Source organism: Bordetella sp. MIP270_01_BMS (assembly GCF_054958705.1).
Map to the genome: position 1 here is coordinate 1,307,078 of NZ_CM143297.1, position 26,849 is coordinate 1,333,926.

The window sequence follows — 26,849 nt, forward strand, 5'->3', positions numbered from 1 at the left end:
GGTCAGAATAGCGTTAGCTGCGGCATGGACAGGCCCGGCTGAGCGCCACCCTGCCGATGGTTCTTGTGGGAAGTGCCCGCCCCATGTGCGGGCGACGGCGCGCGGGGCGCCTGAAACAAATGGGTAGCCAACTGCGGCCGCGTGGTGTTCAGCCCCAGCTTGCGCACCGCCAGATTGAAGCGCTGGCGCAGAAGATCGGCCCACAGGCCCGTGCCGCGCATGCGACTGCCGAAATTCGGGTCGTTGCGCCGACCATTGCGCAGGTCTTCTATGCGGTGCAACACGCGCTGGGCGCGATCGGGATAATGCGTGTGCAGCCATTCCTCGAATACGGCCCTGACTTCCCACGGCAGGCGCACCACGGTATAGCTGGCATAGCAGGCGCCCGCCTGGCGGGCATCCTGCAGGATGTGTTCCAGCGACTCGTCGTTGATGAAGGGAATGATGGGCGCCACCAGCACGCCAACCGGCACGCCCGCATTGGCCAGCGTGCGGACCGCCTGGATGCGCCGCCAGGGAGCGGAGGCCCGAGGCTCAAGCGTGCGCGCCATGTCGGCGTCGAGGGTGGTGATGCTGACATACACCGTGACCAGGCGGCGTTCGGCCAGGGCCTGCAAGAGGTCGATATCGCGTTCGACGAGGGCATTCTTCGTGACCAGCGTGGCCGGATGGCCCGTTTGCAGCATGAGTTCGAGCACGCCGCGGGTCAGCTGCCACTCGCGTTCGATAGGCTGGTACACATCGGTTGCGGAGCCGATGTTGATGGGCGACACCCGGTAGCCCGGGCGCGCCAGTTCGGCGCGCAGCACGTCGACCGCATTGGACTTGGCCACGAGACGGGTTTCGAAATCGAGGCCCGGTGAATAACCCAGATACGCATGGGTGGGCCGCGCGTAGCAGTACACGCAGCCATGTTCGCACCCGCGATAGGGGTTGACCGCCACGTCGAACGGGATGTCGGGAGAATCGTTGCGCGACAGCAGCTTGCGGGCCTGTTCGGCCTGCACCGAGGTTTTCAGGGAGGCCTCGGCCGTGATGGGAATGTGCCGGGACGGCGAGACTGGGGCGCAGGCGCCGGCTTCGGCGGAGCCGGGCCAATCGGTGTTGCCGAGGGCGTCGGCCGGCAGCTGACTGGAAGCCCAGCCATCGTCGGCGGGCGCGCGGTCGGTCTGCTGGAAGCGGTGCGCCACGTTAGTAACCGCTCCCCGGCCGCGCAAGGCGGCGGGGGCGGCAGCCGGGGACCCAGAACCGGCGGAAAAAACGTGTTTGGCGCGTTCCATGAAAGTACTGTACAAAAAACCAGTACTTTCGGCAAGCCCCATGCCCTGAAAAAGCGACGCCCCACTTTACCGCAAGACGCGCCGCCCGTCTGGACAATTCATTCCACCACCCGGAAATCGCTCGCAAACCCGCATGAACGTTGGGTTTAGCCGAAAAACAACAGCGCCGGCCCGGACGCCGCCGGTCTTGCGGCTAGCGCAACATGCCCGCGGCAGCCGTCTGGTGCGTCGCCTCGTCGATCAGGATGAAAGCGCCCGTCGCGGGGGCGCCGGCATAACTGTCTATCGCCAAAGGTTCACGCGTCACCAACGTGACGCGCCCGATTTCGTTCATGGCCAACGTGCCGCTCGCATTGGTCACTTCCTGCAGCTCGTGGATGTCGCGTTGCGTCAGCACCTCGCGGACCTTCGCGGACGTCAGGCGCGTTCCATGCTTGAGCAGATACCGCCGCGCGGGGTTCAAGGCCTGCGCATCCAGCCAGCACAGTTCCGCCTCGAACGCACGGCTGACGCGTGCCGCGGTGGCGGCATGGGCGAGCACGTCGCCACGCGACACGTCGACGTCCCGGTCGAGCACCACGGTTACCGAATCTCCCGCCAGGGCGGCGTCGACCTCGCGATCGAAAGCCCAGACTGCCTGCACGCGCGCGGCCACGCCCGAGGGCTGGACCACGATCTCATCGCCGGGCCGCAGTACGCCGCTGGCCACGCGGCCCGCATAGCCACGGAAATCATCGGCGCGGTCGCCACCGTGCCGCGCCACCCATTGCACCGGAAAGCGCAGCGGCCGTTCGAGATCGGCACTCGCCTGCTCGAGCTGTTCGAGCAGGCGCAGCAGCGGCGGGCCCTCGTACCACGGGGTGCGCACCGAGGCATGAACCACATTGTCGCCTTGCAGGGCCGACAAGGGCAGCACATGGAACCGGCCGATATCCAGGCGCCGTGCGAGTTCCGCGTAGGCTTCGCGGATGCGCTCGAACACGGCGCGGTCCCAACCTACCAGGTCCATCTTGTTGACCGCCACCACGATGTGCTGAATGCCCAGCAGGCGCGCGATGGTGCTGTGCCGTTTGGTCTGCGGCAGCAGCTGGCCATCGGCCGCGCGGGTGGCATCGATCAGGATGATGGCCGCGTCGGCGGTCGAGGCGCCGGTAACCATATTGCGCGTGTACTGTTCATGCCCCGGCGCATCGGCGACGATGAACTTGCGCAACGGGGTTGAAAAGTACCGGTAGGCCACGTCGATGGTGATGCCCTGCTCGCGTTCGGCCTCCAGGCCGTCGGTCAGCAGGGCGAAGTCGATGCCATCGCCAGCCACCCGCTTGTACTTGGCGCGGGCGATGGCCTCCAGCTGGTCGGCGAAAACGCCCTTGCTGTCGTAAAGCAGGCGACCGATCAGGGTCGACTTGCCGTCATCGACCGAGCCGGCCGTGATCAGGCGCAGCACGCCGTTCTCGGCGCCCGAAAGAAAAGAGTCGTTCACTGCGTTCATTGGAAGAGGTCCGGTACTCAATCAGTTCAGAAATAACCTTCCTTCTTGCGGCGCTCCATCGAGGCCTCGGAAGTCTGGTCGTCCATGCGGGTGGCGCCGCGCTCGGTGATATCCGTCACGGCGGTTTCGGCAATGATGGCCGCGGCATCGGCCGCGTCCGAGGCCACCGGGCAGGTGCAGGAAATATCGCCCACAGTGCGGAACCGCACTGCCAGGCGCTCGACTTTCTCGCCATCGCGCGGCGGAGTCAGCGCGGTCACGGGCACCAGCAGCCCGTTGCGGCGCACGACGTCGCGCTGGTGGCTGTAATAGATCGACGGCAATCCGAGCCGCTCGCGCTGGATGTACTGCCATACATCCAGTTCCGTCCAGTTGGAAATCGGAAACACCCGCATGTTCTCGCCCTTGTGCACACGCGTGTTGAACAGATTCCATAGTTCCGGGCGCTGGGCCTTCGGGTCCCATTGCCCGAACTCGTCGCGAAACGAAAAAATGCGCTCTTTGGCGCGCGCCTTTTCTTCGTCGCGGCGGGCGCCCCCGATGCAGGCGTCAAAGCCCAGTTCCTCGATCGCTTCGAGCAGCGTGACGGCCTGCGCCGCGTTGCGCGAATCGCTCTCGCGACGCAGCACGACGCTGCCGCGCCGTATCGAATCCTCGACGCTGCGCACGATCAGCGTCTCGCCCAACTCGGCGGCGCGCTGGTCGCGGAACGCGATCACCTCTTCATAGTTGTGGCCGGTATCAATATGCATGAGCGGGAAGGGAAACCGGCCAGGCCTGAACGCCTTCTCTGCCAATCTCAGCAGCACCACGGAATCCTTCCCGCCCGAAAAAAGCAGTACCGGCTTACTGCATTCGGCCGCCACCTCGCGCAAAATGTAGATGGCTTCGGATTCCAACCAATCGAGATGGCTGCGATTCATCACTGCTGACATGTTGTTCCTTTACACAGAAGCCGTTCGCGCTGGCGCTGCAGCGACGGCGATCACACGATTGCCCGCATGCAGGCCGCATTCCTTGGAGTCGGAGGATTCCCACCACCAGCGCCCCGCGCGCACATCCTCTCCCGGACGGATCGCGCGCGTGCATGGCTCACAACCGATGGACGGATAACCCTTGTCATGCAGGGCGTTATAGGGAATGCCCAGCGACCGTATGACCTGCCATACTTCGTCCTCGCTCCAGGCCGCCAGCGGGTTGAACTTGTGCAGGCCGAACACCGCATCCCGCTCGGCTTCCGGCAATTCGCCCCGGGTGGCAGCCTGCCCGCGCCGCTGCCCGGTAATCCATGCGCTGCGGCCGGCCAGGGCCCGTTGCAAAGGCTCTACCTTGCGGATCTGACAGCATGCCTTGCGCAGATCCACGCTTTCATAGAACGCGTACGCGCCATGCGCCTGCACATGCGCATGCACCGCGCAGGCGTCGGGCCGATACACGATGATGGCGCGGCCGTACCGCGCTTGCACGATATCCAGCATGGCCAAGGTCTCGGCGTGCAGGCGGCCGGTATCGAGCGCAAAGACTTCCAGGCCGATGGCTCCGTCGTAGATGGCATGGGTCAACAGCATGTCCTCGGCACCCAGCGAAGACGCCAGCGCCGCGTCGGGATACTGGCGCGCAATGTCGGCCAGGCGGGCCAGCAAGTCAGACCAGCGCGCTTGCAATGCAGAATTCAGCTTGATCATGGCAGTCGTCATGGTTGGACGGCAAAGACGCGCGCATGGCGCGGACGCGCCAGCAGGCTCTCGCCTTCTCTAAGGTTCAGTTCACGGTACAGGCGCTCGGGAACCTGCGCCTCGATGATGGACTGCATATCCTGGCGCTCGAGTTCGAGATAGGCGCTGGAGCCGGCCAGGTAGGCGTGGCTCAGCCGGACCGGAATGCCCTGCCCGATGCCGTTGTCGCGCGCGAGGTCGATTTCATGCGGCCGCACATACGCCACCGCCTGCCGCGGCTCCGGCTGCGCCAGGTCGGGAGCCGGCAACTCGACCCCATGCGCATGCCAGACGCCGTGGCTGGCATGGCCGCTCAGCTGGTTGACGTCGCCCAGAAAGCCGTACACGAACGGAGTCGCGGGGGATTCCCACACTTCGCGCGGCGTGCCCACCTGCTCGATACGGCCTGCATTCATCAAGACCACCCGATCTGCCACTTCCAGCGCTTCCTCCTGGTCGTGCGTGACAAATACGCTGGCGACGTGCAGCTCATCGTGCAGGCGGCGCAGCCAGCGGCGCAGTTCCTTGCGCACCTTCGCATCAAGCGCGCCGAAAGGCTCGTCCAGCAGCAGCACCCGAGGCTCCACCGCGAGTGCGCGCGCCAGCGCAATCCGTTGCCGCTGGCCGCCCGACAGTTGCGACGGATAACGGTCGCCCAGCCAGTCGAGCTGCACCAGGTTCAGCAATTCGTGGACCTTGGCGCGGATCTGCGACTCGGATGGCCGCGTAGCGCGGGGCCGAACGCGCAGCCCGAAGGCCACGTTCTCGAACACAGTCAGATGCTTGAACAAGGCGTAGTGCTGGAACACGAACCCGACCTGCCGATGCCTGACATCCACGCCCGTTGCATCGGCGCCGCCAAACCACACGCTGCCGCTGTCTGCCGTTTCCAGGCCGGCGATGATGCGCAGCAAGGTCGTCTTCCCGCAACCCGAGGGGCCCAACAGCGCGACGAGTTCGCCGGTATCAATATGCAGCGACACGTCGTCGAGTGCGTGGAAATCGCCGAAGCGGCGTGACAGGTTCCTGACCTCGATACTCATGCAGAACACTCCTTCATGCGGCCGCCGCACGCGCGAGCGTGGGCGCCATCACGTTCCCGGCGGGTGCATCCGCGCCGTGTGGTCCCGCGTCGCGCCACTCCACCAGGTTCTTGACCAGCAGCGTCACCAGCGCCAGCAGGGCCAGCAGCGACGCCACGGCGAACGCCGCGGAAAACTGATATTCGTTGTAGAGAATTTCCACGTGCAGGGTCATGGTGTTGGTCAGCCCGCGCACATGACCCGACACAACCGACACGGCGCCAAACTCGCCCATCGCGCGTGCATTGCACAGGATCGCGCCATACAGCAGGCCCCACTTGATATTGGGCAGGGTGACCCTCCAGAAGATCTGCCAGCCGCTCGCCCCCAGCGTGAGCGCGGCCTGCTCTTCTTCGCTGCCCTGGGCCTGCATCAGCGGTATCAATTCGCGGGCGATGAACGGGAAAGTCACGAACAAGGTCGCGATCACCACGCCGGGCACGGCATACACAATTTTCACGTCGTGCGCCTGCAGCCACTCGCCCATCCACCCTTGCGAACCGAACAGCAGCACGAACACCAGACCAGCCACCACCGGAGACACCGAGAACGGCAGGTCTATCAGCGTGATGAGGAACTGCTTGCCCCGGAACTGGAACTTTGTGATGGCCCACGCCGCGGCGACGCCGAACACCAGGTTCAACGGCAATGCCACGGCCGCCACCGCGATCGTCAGCTTGATGGCGCTCCACGCGTCGGGTTCGGTGATGGCGGCCAGGTACAGCTGCCACCCCTTCTTGAAGGCCTCCGCGAACACGGCCACCAGCGGCGCCAGCAAGAACAGACCCAGGAATCCCAGGGCCAGCGCCAGCAAGATGCCGCGAACCCAGCGAGGTTCGGTCAGGTGATCAGGGCGCACGGCGGCGCCCGTCGGCGATCGGTCGTTCATGCCAGCCGGCCTCCTCGACGCGCCTGCCAGCTCTGCAGCAGGTTGATCAGCAGCAGCAACGCAAACGAAATTACCAGCATGACCGTCGCGATGGCCGCCGCCCCGGCATAGTCGAATTGCTCGAGTTTGGCGATGATGAGCAGCGGCGTGATTTCGGACACCATGGGACGATTCCCGGCAATGAACACCACCGATCCGTATTCCCCCACCGCTCGTGCGAACGCGAGCGCAAAGCCCGTGAGCAGCGCCGGCATGATCGTGGGCAGCAATACCCGGCGCATCACTTGCCAACGGTTCGCACCCAGGCTGGAAGCTGCCTCTTCGATCTCACGTTCAATGTCTTCCAGCACGGGCTGTACCGTGCGCACCACGAACGGAATGCCGATGAAAATCAAGGCAACCACAATACCCAGAGGCGTGAACGCCACCTTCAGGCCGAACCACGATTCCAGCGGTCCGCCCAGCCAGCCGTTCCTGGCATAGAGCGCGGTCAGGGCGATGCCGGCCACTGCCGTCGGCAGCGCGAAAGGCAGGTCGACCAATGCGTCGATGATCTTTTTCCCCGGGAACCGGTACCGGACCAGCACCCAGGCCACCAGCATGCCGAACACCAGGTTCACCAATGCGGCGATCAGCGCGGCGCCGAAGGTCAGTCGATACGAGGCGACGACACGCGGCGCGGTGACCGTATTCCAGAATCCTTCCCACCCCAGGCCGGCGCTCTTGAGCGGCAATGACGCCAGCGGTATCAACACCAGCAGGCTCAGATACAGGACGGCATAACCCATGGAAAGACCGAAGCCCGGCAGGACTCCGGGCCGTCTGCGGTGGGCGATGACGGGGGCGGCTGCCCCCGCCGCGTAGGTGCCTGTGCTCATATTCAACGCTTCTGCATACGCGGTTATTTAGGCTGATAGATCTGATCGAACGTACCGCCATCGCTGAAATGCGCCTGCTGGGCCTTTTGCCATCCGCCGAAAATCGGGTCGTCGATGTTGACGAGCTTCACCTTCGGGAATTGGCCGGCGAACTTCGCCGCGACCTGCTCGTCCGTCGGACGGTAGTAATGGCGCGCAATGATTTCCTGGGCGGCGGGTGTGTACAGGAACTCAAGATAGGCCTGGGCAATGGCGCGCGTGCCCTTGCGATCGACGTTCTTGTCCACCACCGCGACCGGCGGTTCCGCAAGGATGGACAGCGAGGGCACCACGATGTCGAACCTGTCCGGCCCCAGTTCCTGCAGCGCGAGGAACGCTTCGTTTTCCCAGGCCAGCAACACATCGCCGACCTCGCGTTCGACAAACGTCGTGGTGGCCCCGCGGGCCCCCGTATCCAGCACCGGGACGTGACGGAACAACTCGCTCAAGAAAGCTTTGGCCTGCTCGGTGTCGCCCCCGTTGCGTTCCAGCGCATACGCCCAGGCGGCCAGGTAATTCCAGCGCGCGCCGCCCGAAGTCTTGGGGTTGGGGTTATGACTTCGATTCCATCCCTGACCAGGTCGTTCCAGTCGTAGACCTGCTTCGGATTTCCCTTGCGCACCAGAAACACGATGGTGGACGTATAGGGGGAGCTGTTACGAGGCAGGCGCGCCTGCCAGTCAGCCGGCAGGAGTCCCCGGGCGGCGATGGCATCAATGTCATATGCCAGCGCGAGCGTCACCACGTCGGCATCCAGGCCATCGATGACCGAGCGCGCCTGCTTGCCGGACCCGCCGTGCGACTGGCGGATGGTGATTTCGGCGCCGGCCTGTTCGCGGTAATACTTCACGAACTCCGCATCGACTGCACGATACAGCTCGCGCGTGGGGTCGTACGAGACATTCAGCAGCGTTTGTGCGTGCGCGGGCAGGCCCAGCATGAATGTGGCGGCAAGCGTGGCCAGGGCGGCGAACCAGGTCTTGAGTCTGAATAGCATGCTGCGTGCGTTCCATGATGATGTGCAATGGACGCAAGTTTGCGGGCCGCGACAGACAAACCGAACGAATCATTTTTTGGTTGCTCATCGCCATATGGCATAAGCCGCGGCGAGCGCCCAAAAAAAACCGCGCCTGGGGCGCGGCAAGCGGCACCTGGCGTAGGCAGCGCATGCGCTGCCCATACCTCGGGTAATTTACTTATTCGGTTGCGGCGTAATGCGCAGGTATGGGCGCACCGCCTTGTAGCCCTTCGGGAATTTCTGCTTGATGACGGTTTCGTCTTGCAGCGAGGGCACGATGATGACGTCGTCGCCGTCCTGCCAGTTCACCGGCGTTGCAACGCTATGGCTGTCGGTGAGCTGCAGGGAATCGATTACGCGGAGTATCTCGTTGAAGTTGCGGCCCGTGCTGGCCGGGTACGTAATGATCAGGCGCACCTTCTTCGCCGGATCGATGACGAATACCGAACGCACCGTGAGGGTCGCGTTGGCGTTCGGATGAATCATGTCGTACAGCTCGGACACTTTGCGGTCGTCATCGGCAATGATGGGAAAGTTGACCGTCGTGGACTGCGTTTCGTTGATGTCATCGATCCACTTGTTGTGCGAATCCACACCGTCAACCGACAGCGCCAGCACTTTCACGTTGCGCTTGGCGAACTCGTCGGCCAGCTTGGCGGTATAGCCGAGCTCGGTGGTGCACACCGGCGTGAAGTCGGCCGGATGCGAAAACAGTACGCCCCAGCTGTCGCCCAGATACTCATGGAAGCGGATCGGGCCTATGGACGAATTTTGTTCGAAATCGGGGGCGGCGTCGCCCAGGCGAAGTTGGCTCATGGATGTCTCCGTGCGGTGGTTGCTGCCGGCCATCGCGGCCAGCAGGGCAAAAGGCGGTCCCGTTGCTGACGGGACCGGGACCGACCATTCTTACACCAAAGCAGTATCACTGGAAATACTTAAGCGACATTGCTTAATTACATTATGAAATATCGGCCTGGGCGGCACATGCATCCGCCACGTCCCCTGCGCGCACCGCGGCCGACAGTGCGAGCGCACGCGGCAGTATCTGCGCACCATAGAACAGGGCCGTGGACAGCTTGGTGCGATAAAACGGGTTGGTGTCACCGTCAGCCACCGATTGCAGGCACGCCAGCGCGGCGCGCGCCATCTGCCACCCCCCGTGCACGGTGCCGGCCAGCATCAGGTAAGGCACGCTGGCCGCGTACACGGCGCGTATGTTGGACTGCGCGTGCTCGAGAATGAACGCCACGGCGCCTTCGTAAGCCTGGATGGCGAGGTCGAAATTGGATCGCAACAGGCTCAGCCCGTCGCGTTCGGCAGACGACGCACGCTTGACTGCCGCGTCGAGCGCTTTCAACGTATCGCGCATGGCGCCAATGCAGAAATAAGCGGTTGCGCCGCCATCGCGCAAGGTCTTGCGGCTTACCAGGTCGTTCGCCTGGATTGCGGTGGTGCCTTCGTAAATGGGCAGGATGCGGGCGTCCCGGTAGTGCTGGGCCGCGCCCGTTTCCTCGATATAGCCCATGCCGCCGTGCACTTGCAGGCCCAGCGAAGCCACCTCGACGGCCGACTCGGTTGAAAAGCCCTTCACGATGGGCACGAGGTACTCATAAAACGCGCGGTTGCGCGCCCGCACCTCAGCGTCCGGATGATGCACGCCCTTGTCATGCGCCGCGGCGGCCACGAAGGACACGGCCCGCGCCGCTTCCGTCAGCCCGCGCATGGTGAGCAGCATGCGCTGCACGTCCGGGTGCCGGGCGATGGCAACAGGGCCGGCCGATCCTTCGATGGCACGTCCCTGCACGCGCTCTTGCGCGTAGGCCAGCGCGTGCTGGTAGGCACGTTCCGAGATCGCAATGCCCTGCTGGCCCACGCTGAAGCGGGCCGCATTCATCATGATGAACATGTATTCCAGGCCCCGGTTGGCTTCGCCCACCAGGTAGCCTACGGCTCCCTCGCCCACTTCGCCATGGCCCGAGCCGTACAGCAGTACGGCCGTGGGACTGCCGTGGATGCCCAATTTGTGTTCGAGCGAAGCGCACCACACGTCATTGCGCGGACCCAGGCTGCCATCGTCGTTGACCAGGTATTTGGGCACGATGAACAGCGAGATGCCCTTCACCCCCGCCGGCGCGTCAGGCGTACGCGCCAACACCAGATGAATGATGTTTTCGGCAAGATCGTGCTCACCGTAGGTGATGAAGATTTTTTGTCCGCTGAGGCGATATGTGCCGTCTGCCTGCGGCACGGCACGTGTGGCCACCTGCGCCAGGTCGGAACCCGCCTGCGGCTCGGTGAGGTTCATGGTGCCGGTCCATTTGCCGGCGATCAGCTGGGGCACATAGGTCTGGCGCTGCGCATCCGACCCCACGGTGAGCAAGGCCTCGATCACGCCGTCCGTCAGCATGGGGCACAACGAAAATGCCAGGCTCGCAGCCTGGATATTTTCGCCGGGGGCCGTGGCGACGAGCTTGGGCAAGCCCTGCCCTCCCCATTGCACGGGATGCTGCAAGCCCTGCCAGCCGCTCGCGGCATAATCGGCAAATCCCTTGCGGAAACCCGGCGTCGTACTGACCTGCCCGTCTTTCCAGGTCGGCGGCTGGGTGTCCCCGGCCACGTTCAGCGGCACGATGGCCTGCTCGACAAAGCGTGCGTTCTCGTCCAGGATGGCGTCGACCAGATCCGGCGTGACCTCTTCGAAGCCGGGCAGCGCCAGCACGTCGTCAAGGTCGGCCAGCGACTGGAGCGTGAATCGAAAGTCCTGCAGCGGGGTAACGTAAGCCATTGTGTCTCCGAGACGGCGATGATGAGGATTTTCTGGCCCTCATCTTAAACCCTTCGGCGCCAGCCTATCCATTTGCCGCCCTGCATGGCGCGCCGGGCTTGGGGGCAATGGCCGGTACGCGCGGCAAGTCAGGAGCCCGCCTGCCGTGAATGCAAAATGCCCGGCCCATACGGGCCGGGCATCGCCATGCACGCCTGCGCGGCGCGTTGCTTACAGCGCGCCGGCCAGCTCGGGCACGACCTGGAACAGGTCGCCCACCAGGCCGTAGTCGGCCACACCGAAGATCGGCGCTTCAGCGTCTTTGTTGATGGCCACGATGACCTTGGAGTCTTTCATGCCCGCCAGATGCTGGATGGCTCCCGAGATCCCCACCGCCACGTACAGCTGCGGCGCGACGATCTTGCCGGTCTGCCCCACCTGCCAGTCGTTGGGCGCGTAGCCCGCGTCCACTGCCGCGCGCGAGGCGCCCAGCGCCGCACCCAGCTTGTCGGCCAGCGGATCCAGGATCTTGAAGTTCTCGGCGCTGCCCAGCCCGCGGCCGCCCGAGACCACCACGCGCGCGCCCGCCAGCTCGGGGCGGTCGCTCTTGGCCACTTCGCGGCCCACGAACGACGACAGCCCCGAATCGGCCACCGCCTCGAGCGCCTCGACCGCCGCCGAGCCACCCGTGGCCTCGACCGCATCGAAACCCGTGGTGCGCACCGTGATCACCTTGACCGCGTCGCCCGACTGCACCGTGGCGATGGCGTTGCCCGCGTAAATGGGCCGCTGGAAGGTGTCCGGCGATTCCACCGCGATAATGTCGGAAATCTGCGCCACGTCGAGCTTGGCGGCCACCCGCGGGGCCACGTTCTTGCCCGAGGCCGTGGCCGGAAACACAATGTGGCTGTAGCTCGAGGCCACCGCCAGCACCTGTGCGGCCAGGTTCTCGGCCAGGCCATCGGCCAGGTGCGGCGCGTCGGCCAGCAGCACCTTGGCCACGCCCGCGGCCTGGCCCGCCTGCTCGGCCACCGCGCGCGCATTGCTGCCCGCCACCAGCACGTGTACATCGCCGCCCAGCTGCGCGGCAGCCGCCACGGCGTTCAGCGTTGCACCCTTCAATTGGGCGTTGTCGTGTTCGGCAATAACCAGCGTCGTCATCACAGCACCTTCGCTTCGTTCTTCAGTTTGTCGACCAGCGCGGCCACGTCGGCCACCTTGATGCCTGCCTTGCGCGCCGGCGGCTCGCTGACCTTCAGGGTCTTCAGACGCGGCGCGGGATCGACGCCCAGGTCCTGCGGCGTGACCGTGTCCAGCGGCTTTTTCTTGGCCTTCATGATGTTGGGCAGCGTCACGTAGCGCGGCTCGTTCAGGCGCAGGTCGGTCGTCACGATGGCCGGCAACTTCAGCTTGAGCGTTTCCAGCCCGCCGTCGACTTCGCGCGTGACCGTGACTTCGCCTTCGCCCAGCTCGACCTTGCTGGCGAACGTAGCTTGCGGCCAGTCGAGCAGCGCGGCCAGCATCTGACCGGTCTGGTTGGCGTCGTCGTCGATGGCCTGCTTGCCCAGGATGACCAGCTGCGGCTGCTCTTTGTCGACCAGACCCTTGAGCAGCTTGGCCACCGCCAGCGGCTGCAGTTCGGCATCGGTCTGCACCAGAATGCCGCGGTCGGCGCCGATGGCCATGGCCGTGCGCAGCGTTTCCTGGCTTTGCGACACCCCGCAGGACACCGCCACCACTTCCGTGACCCCGCCTTTTTCTTTCAGGCGCGTGGCTTCTTCGACGGCAATCTCGTCGAACGGGTTCATGGACATCTTCACGTTCGCGATATCCACGCCCGTTTGATCGGATTTGACGCGTACCTTGACGTTGTAGTCAACGACACGCTTGACTGGTACCAGCACCTTCATCCAGCAGCCTCCTAGGTATGAGTAAGCGGCCGGCGCGCGCCGGCCCCGCATTGCACAATTCGTTGATTCTACAACTTTGCCAAGGCCCGTATGTGGGCCACCACGCTGCGTCCGAGGGCCGACAGGCTGTAGCCGCCCTCGAGCAGGCTGACGATGCGCCCCTGGGCGTGGCGCGACGCCACTTCGGAAACGCATTCGGTCAACCAGGCGTAGTCGGCCTCGACCAGCCCCAGCTGCCCCATATCGTCTTCGCGGTGGGCATCGAACCCGGCGGAAATCAGCACCAGTTCGGGCGCATGGGCTTCCAGCCGGGGGAGCCAGGCATCGCGCACCAAGTTCCGGACCGCCTTGCCGTCAGTGTAGGCCGGCACCGGCACATTGACCATATTGGCGGCCGGATGTGTGGTGCCGCTGTTGGGAAAGAAGGGATGCTGGAAAAAACTGCACATGAGCACCCGGTCGTCGCCGGCGAACGCCTCTTCGGTGCCGTTGCCGTGGTGCACGTCGAAATCGACGATGGCCAGCCGCTTCACCCCGTGCGCGTGCATGGCGTGCTGCGCCGCAATAGCCACGTTGTTCAAGAAGCAGAAACCCATGGCCTCTTCGCGACGCGCATGATGCCCTGGCGGTCGCACCGCGCAGAACGCATTCGCTGCCTGCCCACCCATCACGGCATCCACCGCCGCGATGCCTGCCCCGGCCGCGTGCAGCGCGGCCTCGTAGGTGTGCGGGTTCATCAGGGTGTCCGGATCGATGCTGCAGTAACCCTCGGCTGGCGTGCGCTCGCGCAAGCTGTCGAGATAGGCGGCGGTATGGACGCGCAGCACCGCCTCGCGGCTCGCGGCGGGGGCTTCGTGTTCGGCCAGGAAAGGCATCAGTCCGCTGGCCAGTAACTGGTCAGCGATGGCGTCCAGCCTCTGGGGGCTTTCGGGATGCCAACTGCCCATTTCATGCAGCCTGCACGACGGGTGGGTAAGATACATGGTCTCCATAAGGAAGATTATGTTCATCTGTCGGCGATTCCTGCAAATCGGCATGCTTGCCCTGGCCTTGGCCGGTTGTGCCAGTTCCCCCCCGCCCGGGTCGCCACGGGCCCAGGCCCTGGCGGCCGCCCCTTCGCCAGAGGGCGCCGTCCCGATTCGCATCGGGCCGGCCCAGCCTCCCGCAGAACCTTCCGCCACCGCGACGCCCACGGGCGAACTGCGCCCGGAAGCGTTCGCCTACGCCCAGAAGCTGGCGGCCGACCGCGGCCTGCCACTGGACCCCGTCGTGGCCGCCCTGGCCGATTCGCGTTACAACGCGACGGTGGCGCGCCTGATCGCTCCCTCGCCGCCGGGACGCAAGGTATGGCGCAGCTGGGTCACCTACCGTGCCCGATTCGTCGAGCCCAAGCGGATCAACTGGGGCGTGCAGTTCTGGCAGGAAAACCAGACCCTGCTTGAGCAGGCCGCGCAGCGTTATGGCGTGCCGGCGTCGGTCATCACGGCCATCATCGGCGTCGAAACCCTGTACGGGCGCAATATGGGACGTTTCCGCGTGCTCGACGCCCTCGCCACGCTGGCCTTCGACTACCCCGACCCCACCCGTCCCGAGCGCGCAGAGATGTTCCGCGGCCAACTGGGCGACTTCATCACACTGGCGTTGCAGGACAAACTGCCCATGGAAGCACAGGGGTCGTACGCCGGCGCTATCGGCATGCCTCAATTCATGCCGGGCAGTATCATGCGCTACGCCGTAGACGGCGACCACGACGGCCATATCGACCTGACGCACAGCGTGTCCGATACGGTGATGTCAGTGGGCAACTTCCTGGTGGAACATGGCTGGCTGCGCGGCCTGCCGGTATTTGCGCCTGTGGTGCTGCCCGCGGACCCGTCGGCACTGGCCACGGGCGGCCTGCAGCCGACCCAGACCTGGTCGACGCTGCAGGCAGCTGGCGCACGCCTGGCGCCGGGGGCCGACGGTGCAGGCTGGATCGACCGCCCGCTGGGTGTCGTCGACCTGCAGGAAGAAGCGCGGGGTACCGTTCAGTACCGTACCGCCACGCCCAACTTCTATGCGCTCACCCAATACAACCGCAGCTATTTCTATGCCACCGCAGTGGCAGACCTGGCCGCCGCCCTGCAAGCGCGCATGGGGCGCTGAAACGCTGCCGAGGGTTACGCGGCCGGCCGGACCTCGTTGAATACGCCGGTAGAAAGGTAACGGTCGCCGCGGTCACACACGATGAACACGATGGTGGCATTCTCGGCGCGCTCGGCCACGCGCAGGGCGGCCACCAGCGCGCCGGCGGAGGAAATTCCGCCAAAAATGCCTTCTTCGGCGGCCAGACGGCGAGCCATGGCCTCGGCCTCGTCCTGCCCGATGGATTCATACGCATCGACCAGGCTGCGATCGAAGATGCTCGGCATATAAGCCTCGGGCCATTTGCGGATGCCCGGAATCTGCGAACCCTCGGCCGGCTGCGCACCGATGACCTGCACCTGCGCGTTGCGCGATTTCAGGTAGGTTGATACCCCCATGATGGTGCCCGTGGTCCCCATGGCGCTGACGAAATGGCTGACCCGCCCTTCCGTCTGGGTCCAGATTTCGGGCCCGGTCCCCTCGATGTGCGCGCGCGGATTGTCGGGGTTGGAGAACTGGTCCAGCACCTTGCCCTTGCCCTCGGCCTGCATCGACGTAGCAAGATCGCGGGCGTACTCCATGCCGCCCTTGCTGGCCGGGGTGAGGATGAGCTCGGCGCCATAGGCGGCCATGGCGGCACGCCGTTCAACGGACAGGTTGTCGGGCATGATAAGCACCATGCGATAGCCACGCATGGCGGCGGTCATGGCCAGTGCGATGCCGGTGTTGCCGCTGGTGGCTTCGATAAGCGTGTCGCCGGGCCGGATTTCGCCACGCTCTTCGGCCCGAAGAATCATCGACAGCGCGGGCCGGTCTTTGACGGAGCCGGCGGGATTATTGCCTTCCAGCTTTGCCAGGATGACATTGCCACGCGCCTGTCCCGCCGGGCCGGGAATACGCTGCAGGCGGACCAACGGCGTATTGCCGACAGTCTGTTCGATAGTGGGGTAAGTAGAGGTAGCCATGCGATCGATAATAACCGCTGGCACGGCGGCGCAGCCGCAAAGCCGCGCTCGCGCCAGGGATACCGGGTGCCCGCTTTCAGGGCGCTGTAAGCCCCGGCATGGAGGGAGCAAACTGCGGCGTCGCCGTGCTGCCCGGCGTCAATACTGGCACGCCAGCGCCAACCGTCAGGCCGGCGGCACGCAGGCTGCTCAGGCGCTTGGCGCCGATGCCGCGTACGCGATCAGAAAGGTCTTCCAAGGATTCGAACGGACCGGCACGCTCGCGCTCCCGGATGATGATCTGCGCGGTGCGTGGACCGACTCCGTGCAACGCCTCGAGTTGCTGCGCCGACGCACCGTTCACGTCAAGCGGCTGGGCGGGCCAGGCGGCAAGACTGAGCCCGCCAGCCATGGCGAAACGGCCTACGGTGCTGGCCAGGGGGCGCCTTGCGGTCATACCGGCCCGGCCGGGATGACACGGGCCGACCAGCGGCCAGCGCGGGGCGCGGCGTATCGACGCAATGGGCGGCGCCGCCAAGGGGGCGGCCACCGGGTCGTGCAGGAAGGGGTTCATGGCAGGGCTCCGTTCTGGATGGGCGGACCGACAGATCCGCCTGCCCCGCCATGATGCGGCGCCTCTGCCCCCCGCGCGTAGCGGGTGAATGAAAAGGTCCGCCGCGGCTACTACGGAGCGCGGCCGCCTCGGGTCAGGGCTGGCGCGACCGCCAGTAGCGCACGTATTCAGCCACGCCAGTCTGGACGGTGCGCATGGCGGCCGTGAACCCGGCGGCGCGCAACTGCGTGACGTCTGCCTGGGTATAGCTCTGGTACCGCCCCTTCAGGTCGTCGGGAAACGGTATGTAGCGCAACAGGCCCTGCTCGACCAGTTTGTCCAGCGGCAAGGGCGATTCGCCGCGTTCTTCACGCAAGGTGTTGACCACCGCCGCAGCCACATCATTGAACGGCTGCGCGCGACCCGTGCCGCAGTTGAATATGCCGGATACCTCGGGATGATCGAGAAAATGCAGGTTCACCGCGACCACATCGTCTACCGAGATGAAGTCGCGGCTTTGTCCCCCGTCGGCGTAGCCGTCCCAGCCCGCGAACAGGCGCACATGGCCTTCGGCGAGAAACTGGTTCATGTTGTGGAAGGCCACTGAAGCCATGCGCCCCTTGTGCTGCTCGTGAGGGCCATACACGTTGAAGTAACGCAGGCCCACCACCTGGGCGGTCAGGCTTTGCATGCGCGTGCGCAGCACCTGGTCGAACAGCAGCTTCGAATAGCCGTAGACGTTCAACGGACGTTCATTGGCGGGGTCTTCGACATAGACCGACGACCCGCCGTATACGGCCGCCGACGAGGCGTACAGAAAGGGAATGCGCTGAGCCTGGCAGTACTCGAACAACTCCAGAGTCACCCGGTAGTTGTTGTCGAGCATGTAGCGCCCGTTGCGTTCGGTGGTGTCCGAGCACGCTCCCTGGTGCAGCACGGCGCGCACCTGAGGCAGGCCGCCGCTCAGCACCCTGCGGCGGAACTCGTCTTTATCGAGATAATCGGCAATCTGGCAGTCGACCAGGTTGAGGAACTTGTCGCCCTCGGTCAGGTCGTCGACTGCGATGATGTCCTGGATGCCGCGCCGGTTCAGGCCTCGCACCAGGTTGCTGCCGATGAAGCCGGCGGCGCCTGTAACGACGATCATGTGGGTTCTCCTGCGAGTTCTGCGGCGGTGACGATCGAGGTGCCCAGCTTGCCGACGACGATGCCGCCAGCGCGGTTGGCCCACACCATGGCGTCGGCCCACGAAAGGCCGACGGCCCGCATGGCTGCCAGGGCGGCCAGCACGGTGTCGCCGGCGCCTGACACGTCGAAGACTTCCTGTGCCTGCGCGTCGACGTGCTCGCGTCCTTCCGCGGTGAATAGAGTCATGCCTTGCTCGGAGCGCGTCACCAGCAAGGCTTCGATATCGAGCGCCGCCCGCAATTGTTGCGCACGTTCGGTCAGTTGCGATTCGGAGCTCCAGCGGCCCACGGCCTGCTGCATTTCGGCCCGGTTTGGCGTCATGAGCGTCGCGCCGCGATACCGCGTGTAGTCGTCGCCCTTAGGATCGACCAATACCGGCACGCCCGCGGCGCTGGCCTGCGCGATGAGCGATTCGACGCGGTCGAGCGCGCCCTTGGCGTAGTCGGACAACACCACTACGTCGTGGCTGGCCAGATAACGCGCAACCCGTGTTTCGAGGTCGTCGAGCGTAGAGGCGGCCGGCTGGTCTTCGAAGTCGACGCGCAGCAGTTGCTGCTGGCGGCCCAGGACACGCATTTTTAGCGTCGTGGGAAGCGTGGCGTCGGCTACCAGGTCGGCCTGCACGCCCGCCTGCCCTGACAGGGTCTCGATGCTGCTGCCCGCTTCGTCGGCGCCGACGATTCCGACCAGCGTGGCCTGCCCTCCCAGCGCGGCAACGTTGCGGGCCACGTTGGCCGCACCGCCCAGGCGGTCTTCGCGGCGCGCGACTCGCACGACCGGGACGGGGGCTTCGGGCGAAATGCGGTCGACTTCACCGAACCAATAGCGGTCCAGCATGACGTCGCCCACCACCAGGACGCGGCTACGCGCGATGGCCTCGGCGGGAAATGGTTTCATTCGAGTTCTTCCAGGCGGCGCGGCGCATAGGTTTCCCAGGCGTTGCAGCCCGGGCACTGCCAATAATAGCGTCGCGCCTGAAAGCCGCAATTGCGGCAGGCATAACGGTCCAGGCGCTGGGTGTGTTTATGGATCAGGCTGCGTAGCAGGCTGAGGTCGGCGCCGCGCACGGGGCCGTGGTCTTGCAGCGCGGCGTCGGCGCTGCCGAGTTCGGCTTCGAGCAGGCGGTCGAGCCCCAGCAGCGAGGGATGATGGCGCAATGCGCCTCGCGCAAAGGCCCACGCCGGCGCCGCGCCCTGCTGCACCCGCAGCTCGCGGAACACCACGTTGAACAGGTCCAGCGAGGGATGCTTGGCATACTGCTTCTGCAGCACTTCCAGGCCCGCCGCGGCCTGCTCCGCCGCGCGATAGTTGGCGAGCAATTGCTCGGCGACCAGGCCCGCGAACTCGGGCGCATCAGCAAGAATGGACTCCAGGTACATGCGCTCGCGCTTGGGGTCGTTCTCGAGTTGCGCCATACGGGCGCGCAGCATGGCCGTGCGCACCTTGCTTGATTTACCTGCCCCGTCGCCCTGCCCCGCCTGCCGCGCGGCATGGTCGGCCGCATCCAGCGCGGTGTGGGCCGCATCGGCATCGAAGGGCTTGGCCGCGAGGGCAGTCTGCGCCTGTTCGCAGTAATAGTGCACGATCTGCGGCACCGGCTCGTCGACCAGGCCATGCAGGGTCTTGACCGCCTCGATGGCGCGTGGCCAGTCATGTTCGGATTCGTAGATCCGGATCAGGGATCGCAGCGCCGGCAAGGCATACCGGGTATCTTTCAGTTGTTCGAACGCTGCCTCGGCCCGGTCGAGCATGCCGGCCTTGAGGAAGTCGTGCGCCAGTTCGTGCTGCGCATGCTCGCGCTCGGCTTCAGGCAGATCGGAACGGCTGAGCAGGCTCTGATGCACGCGGATGGCGCGCTCCATCTCGCCGCGCCGGCGGAACAGGCTGCCGAGCGCGAAATGCAACTCCGTGGTTTCCGGGTCGAGCTTGGCAACCTCGACGAAGGCATCGATGGCGCGATCGGGCTGCTCGTTCAAGAGAAAATTCAGGCCGCGGAAATAAGAGTCCGGCAATGTGCGGGTTTCACGCAGCATCTGCCTGAAGTCGAAACGCGCCGCCAGCCAGCCCAGTGCGAACAGCACCGGCACGAAAATCAGCCACCAAGGTTCAAAATCCACGCTGCGTGCTCTATTCCGGTCGTAGGGGATGCATGCCGCGCTTACAGCGGCGACATGGGGGCGATGGCTTCGGGTGCGACCACCGGCTGCGCGCCATTGGCGGCGGCCTGCACGCGCTCGAGCTCACGGCGCAGCCGCACGGCTTCGCGGCGGCGGCGCATGGCGGCCGGAACGGTCAACAGCAGCCCGAAAAGCGTACCCACCACAAAAGTGGCCAGCATCACCACGATGAGCGGGACATCCTGCACGACATAGTCGGCATAGAACTTGACCTCGACGGGGTCGGTGTTCTTCAAGGCGAACATCAACACCGCGATGAAAACGAGCAATCGCAGGGCCCAGACAAAGTAACGCATGGCGCATGCTCCATGGATTCGAGATTTCAATTGTAAGCGGAAGCCGGACCGCTCCGTCAGCAATACCGCATTCGTCGTCGTCGGAACGGCGGGCGTAGGTGCGTTGCGGGCCGGCGCCTGCTTCATTCCCGCCCCGGCCGGGTGCACGCGCAAAAACAAAGCCCCTTGATACCTCAAGGGGCTTTGTGATCGGGCACGCCGGTAACGGCAGCAGTGCAGGCCCGCTACATGGCGTGTACGCCAAGCAGCGTGGACTGCGGCTCGTCCGGCGCTTCGTCGATGATCGGCATGACGGTGCCACTGGCCAGGTCGACCCGCTCGCGCAGTTCTTTGCCAGCCTTGAAATGCGGCACCTGTTTGCCGGGCACCAACACCTGCTCTCCCGACTTGGGATTGCGCCCGATGCGGGGTGAGCGCTGCGACAAGGAAAAGCTGCCAAAGCCACGAATCTCGATGCGCTGGCCCGAGGCCAGGGCCTGGGTCATTGCATCGAGCATGGTCTTGACGGCGTAATCGGTGTCGCGGGCGGCCAGCTGTGGATAGCGGGCCGCCAGTGCGGCGATCAGCTCCGACTTGGTCACTATCAGCCGTCGTTGCGCTGTTGATCCAGCTTGGCCTTGAGCAGCGCGCCCAGGTTGGTGGTACCCGAGGAGGCGCTGGCTTCGGACATGCGCTGGATGGTGTCGGCGGTTTCGGCGTTGTCGCGAGCCTTGATCGACAGCTGGATCGAACGCGTCTTGCGATCGATGTTGACGATCATGGCTTCGATGTTGTCGCCGGCATTTAGCACGGTGGTGGCATCTTCGACACGACCCGACGAGATTTCGGAGGCACGCAGGTAGCCTTCGACATCGACGGACAACGTGATGACGGCGCCCTTGGGCTCGACCGACTTGATCACGCCCGGCACCACGGCACCCTTGTCGTAGGTAGCCACGAAGTTGTTGAAGGGATCGCCTTCAAGCTGCTTGATGCCCAGCGAGATGCGTTCCTTGTCGGTATCGATGCCCAGAACCACGGCTTCGAGCTCGTCGCCCTTCTTGAAGTTGCGCACGGCTTCTTCGCCGGTTTCCGTCCAGGACAGGTCGGACAAGTGCACCAGGCCGTCGATGCCGCCAGGCAAGCCGACGAACACGCCGAAGTCGGTGATCGACTTGATGGCGCCGCGGACCTTGTCACCACGCTTGAAGTTGGTGGCGAACTCTTCCCACGGGTTCTGGCGGCACTGCTTCATGCCCAGCGAGATACGGCGACGGTCTTCGTCGATTTCCAGGACCATGACTTCGACTTCTTCGCCCAAGGTGACAACCTTGCGCGGATCGACGTTCTTGTTGGTCCAGTCCATTTCGGACACGTGCACCAGGCCTTCGATGCCGGCTTCCACTTCGACGAACGCGCCGTAGTCGGTCAGGTTGGTCACCTTGCCGAACAGGCGGGTGCCTTGCGGATAGCGGCGAGCCAGGCCCACCCACGGATCTTCGCCCAGCTGCTTGACGCCCAGCGAGACACGGCTCTTTTCCTGGTCGAACTTGAGGACCTTGGCTTCGACTTCCTGGCCCACCTGCAGCACTTCGGAAGGATGGCGGACACGGCGCCAGGCCATGTCGGTGATGTGCAGCAGGCCGTCGATGCCGCCCAGGTCAACGAACGCACCGTAGTCGGTGATGTTCTTGACCACGCCCTTGACCACTGCGCCTTCGTGCAGGGTTTCGAGTAGTTTCTGGCGCTCTTCGCCCATGCTGGCTTCCAGCACCTGGCGGCGCGACAGCACAACGTTGTTGCGCTTGCGGTCGAGCTTGATGACCTTGAATTCGAGGGTCTTGCCTTCGTACGGGGTGGTGTCCTTGACGGGACGCAGGTCGACCAGCGAACCGGGCAGGAACGCGCGGATGCCGTTGGTCATGACGGTGAGACCGCCCTTGACCTTGCCAGTGATGGTGCCGGTGACCAATTCGCCGTTTTCGAGGGCTTGTTCCAGTTGCAGCCAGGCCGACAGGCGCTTGGCGCGATCGCGCGACAGGATGGTGTCGCCGTAGCCGTTTTCCAGGGAATCGATGGCCACCGAGACGAAATCGCCGGGTTGCACTTCGAGTTCGCCCTGGTCGTTCAGGAACTCTTCCAGGGGAATCAGTGCCTCGGACTTCAGGCCGGCGTTGACGACGACAAAGTTGTGGTCGACGCGCACGACTTCGGCGCTGATGACTTCGCCGGACTTCATGTCCTGGCTCTTGAGGCTTTCGGCGAAGAGGTCGGCGAAGCTTTCGCCGCCGGTGGCGGGGGTGGAAACGGAAGACATGGGGTTGAAATCCATTAGGCCAAAACGGCCGTTAAAAACACACCGAAGCGGATTGCCCGCGACAGTGGAGTGAATGAACCTGGCAGGGCCCGTTGGCCCCGGGGCTTTGCCCGGTGACTACGACCCGCCGCCAGGGACGGAACTTTTCCATAAATCGAGTACTGCCTGCACCGTCTGATCGATGTTCAGGTACGAAGAATCGATCACGTGCGCATCGGCCGCTGGCACCAGCGGCGCCGCGCTGCGCTGCATATCGCGCGCATCGCGTTCGCGCATATCGCGCAAAAGGTCGGTTAGATTAGCAGAAATACCCTTTTCGATCAACTGCTTACAACGCCTTTCGGCGCGCGCCTCGACATCGGCGACCAGGAATACCTTCAGGGCCGCATCGGGAAACACCACGGTGCCCATGTCGCGGCCGTCGGCCACCAGGCCGGGGGCGACCCGGAATGCACGCTGGCGTTCGAGCAGCGCCTGGCGTACGCCGGGATACGCAGCAATGCGAGACGCGAAATTGCCCACCCGCTCGTGCCGGATGGCCTCGCCGACCTCGTCGCCGTCCAGGAAGATGTGCGAGCCCTCGAAGCGGGCGTCCAGGTCGCGCGCGACGCCGGCGAGCCCGGATTCGTCCTCGGCCGCCAAGCCACGGTTGATGGCGGCCAGAGCGGTCAGCCGATACAGGGCGCCGCTGTCGAGTACCGACCAGCCCATGGACCGCGCCACCCGGTGGGCGATCGTACCCTTGCCGGAAGCCGTGGGGCCATCGATGGCAATCACGGGCACGAAGGCACGGGCCCCTTCAGAGAAATCAGTCGTCATGGCGATCGGCGCCGCCGGAGACAAGGCGGCCATAAACATCGAAATAGTCGGGAAAGGTCTTGCTGACACAACCGGGATCGATGATGCGCACGGAAGCCGGTCCGAAAGCCGCCAGCGAGAAACACATCGCCATGCGGTGGTCGTCGTATGTGCCGATGTGCGCATCGCGCCATTCCCCCGCCGCGGGGGGCGTAACCTGCAGCCAGTCGGGGCCGGACTCGACCGTGGCGCCCAGTTTGGCCAGCTCGGTATGCATGGCATGGATGCGGTCGGTCTCCTTCACGCGCCAGCTGCCGATATTGCGCAGCCGGCAAGGCCCGTCGGCATACAAGGCCAGCGCCGCAGCCGTCATGGCGGCGTCCGGGATCAGATTGAAGTCGGTGTCGAACGCCTTCAACCGCCCTCCCTGGTCGACCCGCACGCCACGGGCCTCGATCCAGTCAGGGCCGTATTCAATATGCACGCCCATTTCGGCCAGCGTGCGGGCGAAGCCCACATCGCCCTGGATGCTGTCGGCGCCGACGCCGGTGACGCGCACCGGCCCGCCGCCGATGGCTCCCAGGGCCAGGAAATACGACGCCGACGAGGCATCGCCCTCGACCGCGATGACGCCTGGGCTGCGATAGGCTGCGCCGCCTTCGACCGTAAAACGGCGCCAGCCGTCGCGTTGCACCTGTACGCCGTAGCGCGCCATCAGGTTCAAGGTGATATCGATGTAGGGCTTCGAGATCAGCTCGCCCACGACATCGATGATGACGGGACGGTCACTATCCTGCGCGAGCACTGGCGCCGCCAGCAACAGCGCGGTAAGGAACTGGCTGGACACGGCGCCCTGCACTTTCACGGGCGTTCCGGCACGGACCTTTCCTGCGCCGATACTCAGCGGCGGAAAGCCCTCCTGGGCAAGGTATTCGATCTGCGCGCCCCACTGCCGCAGGGCATCGACCAGATCCCCGATGGGGCGTTCGTGCATGCGCGGCACGCCGGACAGCCGAAAATGGCCATTCATTAATGCAAGCGCCGCCGTGAGGGGGCGAAAGGCGGTGCCGGCGTTACCCAGGAACAGTTCGGCCTGCCTGACCGGAAAGCGGCCGGCGCCCGTGACGGCGGCCGTTCCTGCGGGACTGTCGTCGACCGTAACGCCCAGCTGCCGCAACGCAGCCAGCATGACGCGCGTGTCGTCGGAATCGAGCAGGCCCGAGATTTCCGTGCGCCCGGTGGCCAATGCGGCGAGCAGCAGCACGCGATTGGAAATGCTCTTGGAGCCCGGCAAGGCCAGTTGCCCCCGCGCCTGGCGGGCCCGCGGCAGATCGAGATAGGGCTGTCCGGTCATGCGGTACTACTCCTTGCGCCAATCGCGACGCGCTTGAGCGGCGCGCGCCAGCAGCATCTCGAGCGCCTGGCCATCTCCATCGGCTATGGCGCGTTCGGCCTGGTCGAGAACTGCGCGCACCGCTGCAAGCTCGGTGCGCAGCGCGTCGCGATTCGATAGAAAGATATCGCGCCACATCTCGGGCGAACCTGCCGCGATGCGGGTGAAATCACGAAATCCCGAACCCGCCAATGCGAGGCGCCCGGCCGCGTCGTCGGCGGCCGCCACCTGCGCCATATATGCCGCCGCCAGCAGGTGGGGCATATGACTTACCGAAGCCAGTACCTGGTCGTGGGCATCGGCATCCATGTCGATGACCTGCGCTCCGCAAGCGTGCCACATCGCCCGCACCTGCGCCACCGCCGCGGGTCCGTTTTCGGGAATCGGCGTCAGGATGACGGTGCGCCGACGGTACAGCCCGGCATCGGCGGCATCGGGACCACTGCGCTCGGCGCCGGCCACCGGATGCCCGGGGACGAACTGCGCGACGCGCTCGCCCAGTGCGGCCCGTGCGGCCGACACGACCTCGGCCTTGGTGCTGCCCGCATCGGTCAGCACCGTGCCATCGCGCAAATGCGGGCGCAATTGCTCCAATACACCCGCCAGACCGCCCACGGGCGTGGCCAGAAGAATGATATCGGCCTGTTCCGCCGCTTGCTGTGGACTGGCGCAGGCGTCGATCAGGCCCAGTTCCTGGGCTCGCGCCAGCGTCGCGGCATTGCGCCCGACGCCCAGCACACGCCCGACCCGGCCCGCTTGGCGCAACGCGAGCGCGGCCGAACCACCTATCAGGCCTACGCCAACTACCGCCAGCACCGGAATCGAAAGGCCATCGGCCTGCGACGGCGAGGTGCCGGTCGACGGGGGGGTCATGCGCGCAGGACTTCGGTCAGGGCGGCGATGAACCGCTGGTTCTCTTCAGGCAGGCCGATCGTGACGCGCAACCATTCGGGCAAGCCGTCGCCGCCCACCGGACGCACGATCACGCCGCGCTTGAGGAGCTCGAGGTTGACGCGAGCAGCATCGCCCACGTGCACGAGCACGAAATTTCCATAGCTGGGCACATAGCGCAGCGCCAGGCCATCGAATGCCTCACAAAGCTGCTGCTTGCCCGCCTTGTTCAACTCGTAGGAACGTTCGAGAAACGCAGTGTCGCCCAGCGCCGCGACGGCGGCGGCCTGCGCCAGCGTGTTGACGTTGAACGGCTGCCGCACGCGGTTGAGCAGGTCGGTCAGCGCCGCCTGGGCCACGGCATAGCCCACCCGCAGGCCTGCCAGGCCGTACGCCTTGGAAAAGGTCCGCGACACGATGAGGTTGGGATATTGGCGCACCAGCGCCACGCTGTCGAAACGCAGCTCGGGGTCGAGGTATTCGTTGTAGGCCTCGTCCAGCACGACGGTCACGCGGTCGCCGTGCGCGGCGTGCACCCGCGCCAGGAACTTCGCCACGTCGGCGCCCGGCACGAAGGTGCCGGTGGGATTATTCGGGTTGGCAATAAAAACGACGCGAGTATCTTCCGCGATGGCCGCGAACATGGCGTCAAGGTCGTGGCCGTAATCGACCGCGGGCACCTGGATATGGCGCGCTCCACGGGCCTGCGTGGCCAGCCGGTAGACGACGAACGAATGCTGCGCATACACCGCCGAGGTGCCCGGCTCGAGCAGCGCCAGGGCCGCGATCTCGAGAATGTCGTTCGAGCCATTGCCCAGGGTGACCCAGTTCATGGGGACGTCATAGCGCCGCACCAGTGCGGCCTTCAGATCGAAGCCGTTCGGGTCGGGATAGCGCGCCAGCGATGTGGCAGCGGCGGCCAGGGCATCGCGCGCGGCGCCGGGCATGCCCAACGGATTCTCGTTGGAGGCCAGCTTGACGATGCCGGCGGGATCGAGGCCGAACTCACGCGCGAGTTCTTCGATGGGTTTTCCCGGCTGATACGGCGCAATGGCGCTGATATGGGCGGGAGCGTTCAACGGCTTGGAAGCGGAGTTCATGAGAATGCGCGCACGCGTGGAA

25 protein-coding genes and 1 pseudogene are annotated in these 26,849 nt (G+C 65.2%); 1 reads left to right on the forward strand and 25 read right to left on the reverse strand.

Annotated features, from left to right (window positions below):
* Window positions 1–2 precede the first annotated feature (2 nt).
* The 13 genes and pseudogenes from ACV17W_RS06025 to ACV17W_RS06085 form a co-directional block, all read right to left on the reverse strand.
* Window positions 3–1,280, reverse strand: coding sequence for a PA0069 family radical SAM protein (locus tag ACV17W_RS06025; protein ID WP_462595518.1), 1,278 nt, complete (start codon window positions 1,278–1,280; stop codon window positions 3–5).
* Window positions 1,281–1,473: 193 nt separating this feature from the next.
* Window positions 1,474–2,772 (reverse strand): sulfate adenylyltransferase subunit 1, encoded by a 1,299-nt coding sequence (locus tag ACV17W_RS06030; protein ID WP_462595519.1) that lies wholly within the window; start codon window positions 2,770–2,772, stop codon window positions 1,474–1,476.
* A 26-nt stretch (window positions 2,773–2,798) separates the two neighbouring features.
* A complete protein-coding gene (cysD, locus tag ACV17W_RS06035; RefSeq protein WP_462595520.1) occupies window positions 2,799–3,707 on the reverse strand; it encodes a sulfate adenylyltransferase subunit CysD in 909 nt (302 codons plus the stop codon).
* A 9-nt stretch (window positions 3,708–3,716) separates the two neighbouring features.
* Window positions 3,717–4,469, reverse strand: a complete 753-nt coding sequence (locus ACV17W_RS06040) for a phosphoadenylyl-sulfate reductase (RefSeq protein WP_462595521.1) — start codon at window positions 4,467–4,469, stop codon at window positions 3,717–3,719.
* Window positions 4,466–5,530 carry a sulfate/molybdate ABC transporter ATP-binding protein gene (locus tag ACV17W_RS06045; protein ID WP_462595522.1) on the reverse strand — a complete coding sequence of 355 codons (1,065 nt, stop codon included), beginning with the start codon at window positions 5,528–5,530 and terminating at the stop codon, window positions 4,466–4,468. Before ACV17W_RS06045 ends, ACV17W_RS06040 begins: the two co-directional genes overlap by 4 nt.
* Before the next feature lie 13 nt (window positions 5,531–5,543).
* Complete coding sequence (gene cysW / locus ACV17W_RS06050; RefSeq protein WP_462595523.1) at window positions 5,544–6,458, reverse strand: sulfate ABC transporter permease subunit CysW; 915 nt, start codon at window positions 6,456–6,458, stop codon at window positions 5,544–5,546.
* Window positions 6,455–7,336, reverse strand: a complete 882-nt coding sequence (gene cysT / locus ACV17W_RS06055; protein ID WP_462595524.1) for a sulfate ABC transporter permease subunit CysT — start codon at window positions 7,334–7,336, stop codon at window positions 6,455–6,457. The genes cysW and cysT overlap by 4 nt, the downstream gene beginning before the upstream one ends.
* A gap of 23 nt (window positions 7,337–7,359) precedes the next feature.
* Window positions 7,360–8,372, reverse strand: a pseudogene (locus ACV17W_RS06060) (sulfate ABC transporter substrate-binding protein).
* Between the two features lie 195 nt (window positions 8,373–8,567).
* The gene (locus ACV17W_RS06065; protein ID WP_462595525.1) at window positions 8,568–9,209 is read right to left on the reverse strand and encodes a peroxiredoxin; all 642 of its coding nucleotides are present in this window, start codon (window positions 9,207–9,209) and stop codon (window positions 8,568–8,570) included.
* A gap of 142 nt (window positions 9,210–9,351) precedes the next feature.
* Entirely contained in the window at window positions 9,352–11,178 is a 1,827-nt protein-coding gene (locus ACV17W_RS06070; protein ID WP_462595526.1) for an acyl-CoA dehydrogenase, read from the reverse strand.
* A 210-nt stretch (window positions 11,179–11,388) separates the two neighbouring features.
* Entirely contained in the window at window positions 11,389–12,318 is a 930-nt protein-coding gene (locus tag ACV17W_RS06075) for an electron transfer flavoprotein subunit alpha/FixB family protein (RefSeq protein WP_462593747.1), read from the reverse strand.
* On the reverse strand, window positions 12,318–13,067 hold the full coding sequence (locus ACV17W_RS06080) for an electron transfer flavoprotein subunit beta/FixA family protein (RefSeq protein WP_462595527.1): 750 nt from the start codon (window positions 13,065–13,067) through the stop codon (window positions 12,318–12,320). The genes ACV17W_RS06075 and ACV17W_RS06080 overlap by 1 nt, the downstream gene beginning before the upstream one ends.
* A gap of 68 nt (window positions 13,068–13,135) precedes the next feature.
* Window positions 13,136–14,059 carry a histone deacetylase family protein gene (locus ACV17W_RS06085; RefSeq protein ID WP_462596484.1) on the reverse strand — a complete coding sequence of 308 codons (924 nt, stop codon included), beginning with the start codon at window positions 14,057–14,059 and terminating at the stop codon, window positions 13,136–13,138.
* Window positions 14,060–14,069: 10 nt separating this feature from the next.
* On the opposite strand from ACV17W_RS06085, the gene mltB reads away from it, so the two are divergent.
* On the forward strand, window positions 14,070–15,212 hold the full coding sequence (mltB, locus tag ACV17W_RS06090) for a lytic murein transglycosylase B (RefSeq protein WP_462595528.1): 1,143 nt from the start codon (window positions 14,070–14,072) through the stop codon (window positions 15,210–15,212).
* A gap of 14 nt (window positions 15,213–15,226) precedes the next feature.
* Here the strand turns inward: mltB and cysM are convergent, their stop codons facing one another.
* The 12 genes from cysM to hisC all read right to left on the reverse strand — a co-directional run bounded on the left by cysM (window position 15,227) and on the right by hisC (window position 26,827).
* On the reverse strand, window positions 15,227–16,156 hold the full coding sequence (gene cysM / locus ACV17W_RS06095; protein WP_462595529.1) for a cysteine synthase CysM: 930 nt from the start codon (window positions 16,154–16,156) through the stop codon (window positions 15,227–15,229).
* 76 nt (window positions 16,157–16,232) lie between these two features.
* Window positions 16,233–16,709, reverse strand: a complete 477-nt coding sequence (locus tag ACV17W_RS06100) for a ComEA family DNA-binding protein (protein WP_462595530.1) — start codon at window positions 16,707–16,709, stop codon at window positions 16,233–16,235.
* Between the two features lie 133 nt (window positions 16,710–16,842).
* The gene (gene rfaD, locus ACV17W_RS06105) at window positions 16,843–17,835 is read right to left on the reverse strand and encodes an ADP-glyceromanno-heptose 6-epimerase (protein ID WP_462595531.1); all 993 of its coding nucleotides are present in this window, start codon (window positions 17,833–17,835) and stop codon (window positions 16,843–16,845) included.
* Window positions 17,832–18,773: a D-glycero-beta-D-manno-heptose-7-phosphate kinase gene (gene rfaE1 / locus ACV17W_RS06110; RefSeq protein ID WP_462595532.1), complete on the reverse strand. Its 942-nt coding sequence runs from the start codon at window positions 18,771–18,773 to the stop codon at window positions 17,832–17,834. The genes rfaD and rfaE1 overlap by 4 nt, the downstream gene beginning before the upstream one ends.
* Window positions 18,770–19,993 (reverse strand): lipopolysaccharide assembly protein LapB, encoded by a 1,224-nt coding sequence (gene lapB, locus ACV17W_RS06115; protein WP_462595533.1) that lies wholly within the window; start codon window positions 19,991–19,993, stop codon window positions 18,770–18,772. Before lapB ends, rfaE1 begins: the two co-directional genes overlap by 4 nt.
* A 41-nt stretch (window positions 19,994–20,034) precedes the next feature.
* On the reverse strand, window positions 20,035–20,349 hold the full coding sequence (locus ACV17W_RS06120; RefSeq protein WP_462595534.1) for a LapA family protein: 315 nt from the start codon (window positions 20,347–20,349) through the stop codon (window positions 20,035–20,037).
* Between the two features lie 224 nt (window positions 20,350–20,573).
* Window positions 20,574–20,930 carry an integration host factor subunit beta gene (locus tag ACV17W_RS06125; protein WP_462595535.1) on the reverse strand — a complete coding sequence of 119 codons (357 nt, stop codon included), beginning with the start codon at window positions 20,928–20,930 and terminating at the stop codon, window positions 20,574–20,576.
* 2 nt (window positions 20,931–20,932) lie between these two features.
* The gene (gene rpsA, locus ACV17W_RS06130) at window positions 20,933–22,645 is read right to left on the reverse strand and encodes a 30S ribosomal protein S1 (protein WP_462595536.1); all 1,713 of its coding nucleotides are present in this window, start codon (window positions 22,643–22,645) and stop codon (window positions 20,933–20,935) included.
* Between the two features lie 117 nt (window positions 22,646–22,762).
* On the reverse strand, window positions 22,763–23,464 hold the full coding sequence (gene cmk, locus ACV17W_RS06135) for a (d)CMP kinase (protein ID WP_462595537.1): 702 nt from the start codon (window positions 23,462–23,464) through the stop codon (window positions 22,763–22,765).
* The gene (aroA, locus tag ACV17W_RS06140; RefSeq protein WP_462595538.1) at window positions 23,454–24,797 is read right to left on the reverse strand and encodes a 3-phosphoshikimate 1-carboxyvinyltransferase; all 1,344 of its coding nucleotides are present in this window, start codon (window positions 24,795–24,797) and stop codon (window positions 23,454–23,456) included. Before aroA ends, cmk begins: the two co-directional genes overlap by 11 nt.
* A gap of 6 nt (window positions 24,798–24,803) precedes the next feature.
* On the reverse strand, window positions 24,804–25,709 hold the full coding sequence (locus tag ACV17W_RS06145; protein ID WP_462595539.1) for a prephenate dehydrogenase: 906 nt from the start codon (window positions 25,707–25,709) through the stop codon (window positions 24,804–24,806).
* Window positions 25,706–26,827, reverse strand: coding sequence for a histidinol-phosphate transaminase (gene hisC / locus ACV17W_RS06150; protein ID WP_462595540.1), 1,122 nt, complete (start codon window positions 26,825–26,827; stop codon window positions 25,706–25,708). Before hisC ends, ACV17W_RS06145 begins: the two co-directional genes overlap by 4 nt.
* Between the last annotated feature and the right edge of the window lie 22 nt (window positions 26,828–26,849).